The sequence below is a fragment of the Streptomyces sp. NPDC059443 genome (assembly GCF_042750105.1).
GTDB lineage: Bacteria > Actinomycetota > Actinomycetes > Streptomycetales > Streptomycetaceae > Streptomyces.
The window spans coordinates 152,870-159,917 of the sequence record NZ_JBHYVM010000009.1 but is presented as its reverse complement, the minus strand read 5'-3'; the positions used below and the strand labels follow the sequence as shown (position 1 = coordinate 159,917).

7 protein-coding genes and 1 pseudogene are annotated in these 7,048 nt (G+C 72.3%); 5 read left to right on the top strand and 3 right to left on the bottom strand.

Features of this window, described 5'->3' with window-relative positions:
• Positions 1-311: 311 nt before the first annotated feature.
• Positions 312-974, bottom strand: a pseudogene (cofC, locus tag ACFXDJ_RS11840) (2-phospho-L-lactate guanylyltransferase); the annotation flags it as partial.
• Positions 975-1,150: 176 nt separating this feature from the next.
• Between cofC and ACFXDJ_RS11835 the strand changes: the two are divergent.
• The 3 genes from ACFXDJ_RS11835 to ACFXDJ_RS11825 are packed head-to-tail and all read left to right on the top strand — an operon-like array spanning position 1,151 to position 4,107.
• On the top strand, positions 1,151-1,903 hold the full coding sequence (locus ACFXDJ_RS11835) for a lysophospholipid acyltransferase family protein (RefSeq protein ID WP_384660408.1): 753 nt from the start codon (positions 1,151-1,153) through the stop codon (positions 1,901-1,903).
• Positions 1,900-2,910, top strand: coding sequence for an NAD(P)H-dependent glycerol-3-phosphate dehydrogenase (locus ACFXDJ_RS11830; RefSeq protein ID WP_384660405.1), 1,011 nt, complete (start codon positions 1,900-1,902; stop codon positions 2,908-2,910). Before ACFXDJ_RS11835 ends, ACFXDJ_RS11830 begins: the two co-directional genes overlap by 4 nt.
• Positions 2,911-2,949: 39 nt before the next feature.
• Positions 2,950-4,107: a D-alanine--D-alanine ligase family protein gene (locus ACFXDJ_RS11825; protein WP_384660403.1), complete on the top strand. Its 1,158-nt coding sequence runs from the start codon at positions 2,950-2,952 to the stop codon at positions 4,105-4,107.
• 116 nt (positions 4,108-4,223) lie between these two features.
• On the opposite strand, the gene ACFXDJ_RS11820 is transcribed toward ACFXDJ_RS11825, so the two are convergent.
• Together ACFXDJ_RS11820 and ACFXDJ_RS11815 are read right to left on the bottom strand one after the other, a co-directional pair.
• On the bottom strand, positions 4,224-4,718 hold the full coding sequence (locus ACFXDJ_RS11820; protein WP_384660400.1) for a DUF3515 domain-containing protein: 495 nt from the start codon (positions 4,716-4,718) through the stop codon (positions 4,224-4,226).
• A 23-nt stretch (positions 4,719-4,741) separates the two neighbouring features.
• A complete protein-coding gene (locus tag ACFXDJ_RS11815) occupies positions 4,742-4,975 on the bottom strand; it encodes an Lrp/AsnC ligand binding domain-containing protein (RefSeq protein ID WP_112450218.1) in 234 nt (77 codons plus the stop codon).
• A gap of 245 nt (positions 4,976-5,220) precedes the next feature.
• On the opposite strand from ACFXDJ_RS11815, the gene ACFXDJ_RS11810 reads away from it, so the two are divergent.
• Together ACFXDJ_RS11810 and thiD are read left to right on the top strand one after the other, a co-directional pair.
• Positions 5,221-6,204, top strand: coding sequence for a thiamine-phosphate kinase (locus ACFXDJ_RS11810; RefSeq protein ID WP_384660397.1), 984 nt, complete (start codon positions 5,221-5,223; stop codon positions 6,202-6,204).
• Positions 6,201-7,001 (top strand): bifunctional hydroxymethylpyrimidine kinase/phosphomethylpyrimidine kinase, encoded by an 801-nt coding sequence (thiD, locus tag ACFXDJ_RS11805; protein ID WP_384848930.1) that lies wholly within the window; start codon positions 6,201-6,203, stop codon positions 6,999-7,001. The genes ACFXDJ_RS11810 and thiD overlap by 4 nt, the downstream gene beginning before the upstream one ends.
• The last annotated feature ends 47 nt before the right edge of the window (positions 7,002-7,048 follow it).

The window sequence follows — 7,048 nt, the reverse complement described above, 5'->3', positions numbered from 1 at the left end:
CCGCGCCCCACCCGCCACCCCCGACCGCGGGCGTCGCGCCCCCCCCCCCCCGCGCGCGCGCCGCCCCCCCCCCCCCGCCGCCCCCCCCCCCGCGGTGCGTCGGCTCAGAAGGTCTGGAGCGTGACCAGGGTGATCCGCAGGCCCGCGCCCTCGCCGTCCGTCTCGATCCGGACCCGCTGCCCGGGGCGCAGCAGCCGCAGCCCGCCGGCGTCGAACGCCGGGGCCTCGAAGGGCACCGGGGTGCCGTCGTCCAGCAGCACACTGCCGCTGCGGGTCTGGGAGTCGTACGTGTACGCGGTCGCCTGCATACGGGCACTGTATCGGGCCGTATGGCGGCCCACGCCAAGGGTGAGGGCCGCTCCGAGATCCGCCGCCGTGTCCACGTCCCGGCGCACGCTGTCCACGCCCGCCAGCGCCATTTCCACCGCGCCCGAAGCCGAATGGCGGGCCCGCGACGGACCGCCGAACGAGGGGGCCAATTCCACGTCCGGCGCAGCGGAAAGCAAGGTCGTCCCGATTCCCGCCGCATCCGCCAGAAATGCCCGGGGAAATGCCGAGGCGGTATCGAGCACGCGTAGCAATTCGGGTGGCCGCAGCGCCGGGAGATCCGCGTTCATCGCGGCCACCGCCGCCCGCGGCCGGCCCGTCCGTATCTCCCGCGCCCCATGGGCCAGCGCCGCGTTGAGCCCGGCGCCCGGGGAGTCCGGGACGATCCGCGCCCCCAGCCGGGCCAGTTCCGCCCCGGCCGCCGGATCGTCCGTGACGACCACCACATCCGCGACCGCCGCGCAGGCCAGCGCCCCCGCGACCGTGTCCAGCGCGAACGCCAGGGCCAGCCCCGGCCGGGACGCGCCGACGGCCTCCGCGAGGCGGCTCTTGGCCACGGCCAAGGGCTTCAACGGGACCACCAGACTCCAGACGGCGTTCGTGACCGACCCCTTCCTCCGGTGCGCTCGCGCAGTTGCGTGGGCCATGTACGGGTCATGGCCAGGTCATGCGTGGGCCCATTGTCACCTCATGCCGGACGGCCCGGGGCCTGCCAGGGGTGTGCGGGGCGTACGGTGTTCTCGACAGAGACCGGACCCCGGGCGACACTTGTCCGGCCCCGAGGTGCCCAAGCCGCGCACCGGTCCTAGAGGAAGGTGTCCGAGTGTCCCGCCGCAGAATCGGCTTCTGGTACCGCCTTGCGGCGGCCATCGCGAAACCGCCGCTGGTAGTGCTCTTCAAGCGGGACTGGCGGGGAATGGAACACATTCCGGCCGAGGGCGGATTTATCACCGCCGTCAATCACAACTCGTATCTGGACCCGCTCTCCTACGCGCACTTCCAGTACAACACCGGCCGGGTGCCCCGATTGCTCGGCAAGGCGGCCCTCTTCGAGGTGCCTATTGTCGGCGCGATCCTGCGGGGCTCCGGCCAGATCCCCGTCTACCGGGAGTCCACCAACGCCCTGGACGCATTCCGGGCCGCCGTGGACGCCATCGAGCGCGGTGAATGCGTGGCCTTTTACCCGGAAGGCACCCTCACCCGCGATCCCGACATGTGGCCGATGGCCGGCAAGACCGGCGCCGCCCGCGTGGCGCTGCTGACCAAGGCCCCGGTCATTCCGGTGGCCCAGTGGGGCGCGAATCTCGCGATGCCGCCCTACGCCAAGGAGAACAAGCTCAGCCTGTTCCCGCGCAAAACCCTCCAGGTGCTCGCCGGACCGCCCGTGGACCTCTCCGCGTACTACGACCGGGAACCCACCCCGGACGTGCTCAAGGAGGTCACCGAGGTCATCATGGCGGCCATCACCGGGCTGCTGGAGGAACTGCGCGGCGAATCCGCGCCCGAGCAGCCGTACGACCATCGCAAGGCCAGGGCGGAACAGCGGCGCAAAGCCGCGGGGGAGGGCGACAAGTGACACGTCCCGTGAAGGCAGCCGTATTCGGAACCGGCTCCTGGGGCACGGCCTTCGCCATGGTGCTCGCCGACGCCGGCTGCGAGGTGGTCCTGTGGGGCCGCCGCCAGGAGCTCGTCGACGCCATCAACAGCGGCCGGACCAACCCCGACTACTTCCCCGACATCGAACTCCCCGCGAACATCCGCGCCACCACCGACCCGGCCGAGGCCGCGGCGGGCGCCGACTTCACGGTCCTCGCCGTCCCCTCGCAGACCCTGCGCGGCAACCTCGCCGACTGGGCCCCGCTGCTCGCCCCAGACACCGTGCTCGTCTCCCTGATGAAGGGCGTCGAACTCGGCACCGCCAAGCGGATGAGCGAGGTCGTCGAAGAGGTGGCCAAGGTCCCCGCGAACCGCGTGGCCGTGGTCACCGGACCCAACCTGGCCCGCGAGATCGCAGCCCGCCAGCCCGCCGCCTCCGTGGTCGCCTGCGTGGACGAAGCCGTCGCCCGACGCCTCCAGGCCGCCTGCCACACCCCGTACTTCCGCCCGTACACGAGCACCGACGTCATCGGCTGCGAGCTCGGCGGCGCCGTCAAGAACGTCATCGGCCTCGCCGTCGGCATCGCGGACGGCATGGGCCTCGGCGACAACACCAAGGGCTCGCTCATCACCCGCGGTCTCGCCGAAGCCACCCGGCTGGGCCTGGCGATGGGCGCCGACCCGCTGACCTTCTCCGGCCTCGCGGGCCTCGGCGACCTCGTCGCCACCTGCTCCTCGCCGCTCTCCCGGAACCACACCTTCGGCACCAACCTGGGCCGCGGGATGACCCTGGAGGAGACCATCGCGGTCACCAAGCAGACCGCCGAAGGCGTCAAGTCCTGCCTGTCCGTGGCCGATCTGGCCCGCCGCCACGGAGTGGACATGCCGATCACCGACACCGTGGTCGACATCGTCCACCACGGCAAGCCCACCCTGGTCGCCCTCAAGGAACTCATGGGCCGCAGCGCCAAACCGGAACGGCGCTGACTGCTTTCCGGACGTCCGAGCGGGTACCCTCGTGGCGATATGAGCAGCGAGAACCTCCCCCAGACCCCTGAGCAGCAGGGCCGCAAGCCCCGCGTGGCCGTCGTGTTCGGCGGCCGCAGCTCGGAGCACGCCATCTCCGTGGTCACCGCGGGCGCCGTACTGCGCTCCATCGACCGTTCCAAGTACGAGGTGCTGCCCATCGGCATCACCACGGACGGCCGGTGGGCGCTGACCGCCGACGAGCCCGCCCGGATGGCCATCTCCGGCGGCCAGCTCCCCAACGTCGGCCAGCTCGCCGAGTCCGAGGACGGCGCCGTCGTGCTCTCCGTCGACCCGGCCAGCCGCGAGGTCGTCTACACCGAGCCCGGCGCCGTCCCCAAGGCCCTGGGCGAGGTGGACGTGGTCTTCCCCGTCCTGCACGGCCCGTACGGCGAGGACGGCACCCTCCAGGGCCTCCTGGAGCTCTCCGGCATCCCGTACGTCGGCTCGGGCGTCCTCGCCTCCGCCGTCGGCCAGGACAAGGACTACATGAAGCGGGTCTTCACGTCCTTCGGGCTGCGCGTCGGCCCGTACGTGACGATCCGCCCCCGCGAGTGGGAGAACGACCGCGAAGGGGCCCTGGGCCGCATCGCGGAGTTCGCCGGCGAGCACGGCTGGCCGCTGTTCATCAAGCCCGCCCGCGCAGGCTCCTCGATCGGCATCACCAAGGTCGACGACGCCTCCGGGCTGGACGCGGCGATCCGCGAGGCACGCCGCCACGACCCGAAGATCATCGTGGAGGCGCTGCTGCGCGGCCGCGAGATCGAGTGCGGGGTCCTGGAGTTCGAGGACGGGCCGCGCGCGAGCGTGCCCGCCGAGATCCCGCCGGTCTCCAGCCACGACTTCTACGACTTCGAGGCGAAGTACATCGACTCCGCCTCCGGACTCGTGCCCGCCCCGCTCACCCCGGAGCAGACCGCCGAGGTGCAGAAGCTCGCGATCGAGGCCTTCGACGCCGCGTCCTGCGAGGGCCTGGTGCGCGCCGACTTCTTCCTCACCGAAGACGGCACCTTCGTCATCAACGAGATCAACACCATGCCGGGCTTCACCCCGATCTCCATGTACCCGCGCATGTGGCAGGAGTCGGGCATCGAGTACCCGGAGCTGGTGGACCGCCTGATCCAGGCCGCCCTGCGCCGCTCCACCGGGCTGCGCTAGCCGCCCGGGCACGAAGCCCCGTACACGGACGAGGACCGCCCGCCGGCCCCCTGAAAAGGATGGCCGGCGGGCGGTCCGCGTGAGCGCGTACGGGGCCTCGTGCCGGGCCGCGGGCCTCAGTACGAGGCGATCCCCTCCGGGACGGTCTTCGCGATCGCCGCGGACAGGCCCACCAGCATCCCCGCATCCGTGGCATGCTCCTTGTCGACCCGGACCTCCGTGTACGCCAGCCGCAGCCCGGTGGTGAACCGGAAGCCACCGTCGTCCAGCTTCTCCAGAAGCCAGCCGACACCGTTCACCTCGACGCCGTCCTGCTTCGGATCCGCCATCTTCGCGGGTTTGGCGATACCGCACCGCAGTACGATCGCCGAGCCGCCCCACGCGGCGGTCAGGTCGGAAGCCGGCAGCGCCGGAGTCGCGGCCAGACCGGCCACCTCGTGGGGGAGTTCCTTGTGGAGCGCCGCACAGAAACCCGCGACATCGGCGGGCGGTGCGGGCGGCGGATCCACCCGGGCCTCCGCGTCACCCGCGGAACAGCCCGCGAGGGCCGCCGAGGCGGCCAGCGCGGTCAGGGCGGAGAGCAGAGAGAGAAGCCGGCTGTGTCGGGACATCACCGGCCAAGAGTAGACGGGGGCTACAGATGGACCACCGGGCAGGTCAAGGTGCGGGTGATCCCCTCCACCTGCTGGACCTTGGCGACCACCATGCGGCCGAGATCGTCCACGGTGTCGGCCTGGGCGCGCACGATCACGTCGTACGGGCCCGTCACGTCCTCGGCCTGGATCACCCCCGCGATCTGTGCGATGGACTCGGCGACGAACGACGCCTTGCCCACCTCGGTCTGGATGAGGATGTACGCCTGTACCACGGAACCTCCAGGGCGGCCGCGAGGATCATTTCCCCTACCCTTCGGATGGGCCCGGGGATGACGGGTGGGCCCGGGGAAGAAGGGACGCCACGGTACCGCGTCGCCGAGCGCCGCGGGGAGACCTGCGGGTCCGGCTCCACACACGGCGGGGCGTACGGAGAGCAGAAGTTGACGTATCTGTTGACGGTACCCAGAGCTGTGACGGCTCGCGACCGCAAGCGGACTGGGCAAGAAGGGGCACAGCGATGAAGGGCACTGTGGGCGAGCTGGGGGAGTTCGGGCTCATTCGAGAGCTCACCTCACGGCTCACCACCACCCCGGCGGTCCGGCTCGGACCGGGCGACGACGCCGCGGTCGTGTCGGCCCCCGACCGGCGGGTCGTGGCGAGCACGGACATCCTGCTGGAGGGCCGGCACTTCAGGCGCGACTGGTCCACCGCCTACGACGTCGGCCGCAAGGCCGCCGCGCAGAACCTCGCCGACATCGCCGCCATGGGCGCGGTGCCGACCGCGCTGCTGCTCGGCCTGGTCGTCCCGGCCGAGCTGCCGGTCACCTGGCCCACCGAGCTGATGGACGGCATCCGCGACGAGTGCCAGGTCGCCGGGGCCGCCGTGGTCGGCGGCGACGTGGTCCGCGGAGACGTGATCACCGTCGCCATCACCGCCCTCGGCGACCTGCGCAACCACGAACCCGTGCTGCGCTCCGGCGCCCAGCCCGGCGACGTCGTGGCCGTCACGGGCTGGCTCGGCTGGTCCGCGGCCGGCTTCGCGGTCCTCTCGCGCGGCTTCCGCTCGCCGCGGGCCTTCGTGGAGGCCCACCGGCGGCCCGAGCCGCCGTACCACGCGGGCCCCGCGGCCGCCGGACTCGGCGCCACCGCCATGACCGACGTCAGCGACGGCCTGATCGCGGACCTCGGGCACATCGCCGAGGCCAGCAAGGTACGGATCGACCTGCGCTCGGCGGCCGTGGACATCCCCTCGCAGATGCACGACATCGGCCAGGCCGTCGGCGTGGACCCGCTCCAGTGGGTCCTCACCGGGGGAGAGGACCACGCCATCGTGGCCACCTTCCCGCCCGACGTGAAGCTCCCGGCCCGCTGGAAGGTCATCGGAGAGGTGCAGAACCGCTCCGCGCTGCCCCAGGTGACCGTCGACGGCGCCCCCTGGACCAGCACCGGCGGCTGGGACCACTTCGGCGCCGACCCGGCCGTCCCGGACCACTCGCTGTGAGTGCGCACCCGCCGCTGTGCCTGACCGTCGCCGGATCCGACTCCGGCGGCGGCGCGGGCATCCAGGCCGACCTCAAGACGATGCTGGAGCTCGGGGTCCACGGCATGAGCGTGGTGACCGCTGTGACCGCGCAGAACTCGCTCGGCGTCACGGGGGTCTGGGAACTGCCCGCGGAGGCCGTCAGGGGCCAGTACAGGGCCGTGGTGGACGACATCGGGGTCCAGGCCGTGAAGACCGGGATGCTGTCCTCGGCCGGGCTCGTGGAGACGGTGGCCGAGCTGCTCGCCGGGACCCGCGCCCCGGCCGTCGTGGACCCGGTCGGCGTCTCCAAGCACGGGGACGCGCTGCTCGCCGCCACGGCGCTGGACGCCGTACGCCAGGAGCTGCTGCCCCGGGCCACCGTCGCCACCCCGAACCTGGACGAGGTGACCCAGCTCACCGGCGTCGTCGTGGAGGGCGAGGACGACATGCGCCGGGCCGCCGACGCGGTCCTCGCGTACGGGCCCGCGTGGGTGCTGATCAAGGGCGGCCACCTCGCCGCCCACGGGAACGAAGCCGTGGACCTGCTCACCGACGGCACCGACGAACGCTGGCTGCGGGCCCCCCGCTCCGGCAACCGGCACACGCACGGCACGGGCTGCACCCTCGCCAGCGCGATCGCGGCGGGCCTGGCCAAGGGCCTGCCCGTCCCGGAGGCCGTCACGGCGGCCAAGGAGTACGTCACGGGAGCCATCGCGGCCGGCTTCGCGCTCGGCGCGGGCATCGGACCGGTGGACCACGGTTGGCAGAGGCGCTGAAACGCCTGTAGGGGAGGCAACAGGGGGAAAAGGAGAATTACCAAAAC

Coding starts and splice junctions, on each gene's coding strand:
- ACFXDJ_RS11825 (WP_384660403.1), top strand. CDS start 2,950: ATGAGCAGCGAGAACCTCCCCCAGACCCCTGAGCAGCAGGGCCGCAAG.
- ACFXDJ_RS11820 (WP_384660400.1), bottom strand. CDS start 4,718: ATGTCCCGACACAGCCGGCTTCTCTCTCTGCTCTCCGCCCTGACCGCG.
- ACFXDJ_RS11810 (WP_384660397.1), top strand. CDS start 5,221: ATGAAGGGCACTGTGGGCGAGCTGGGGGAGTTCGGGCTCATTCGAGAG.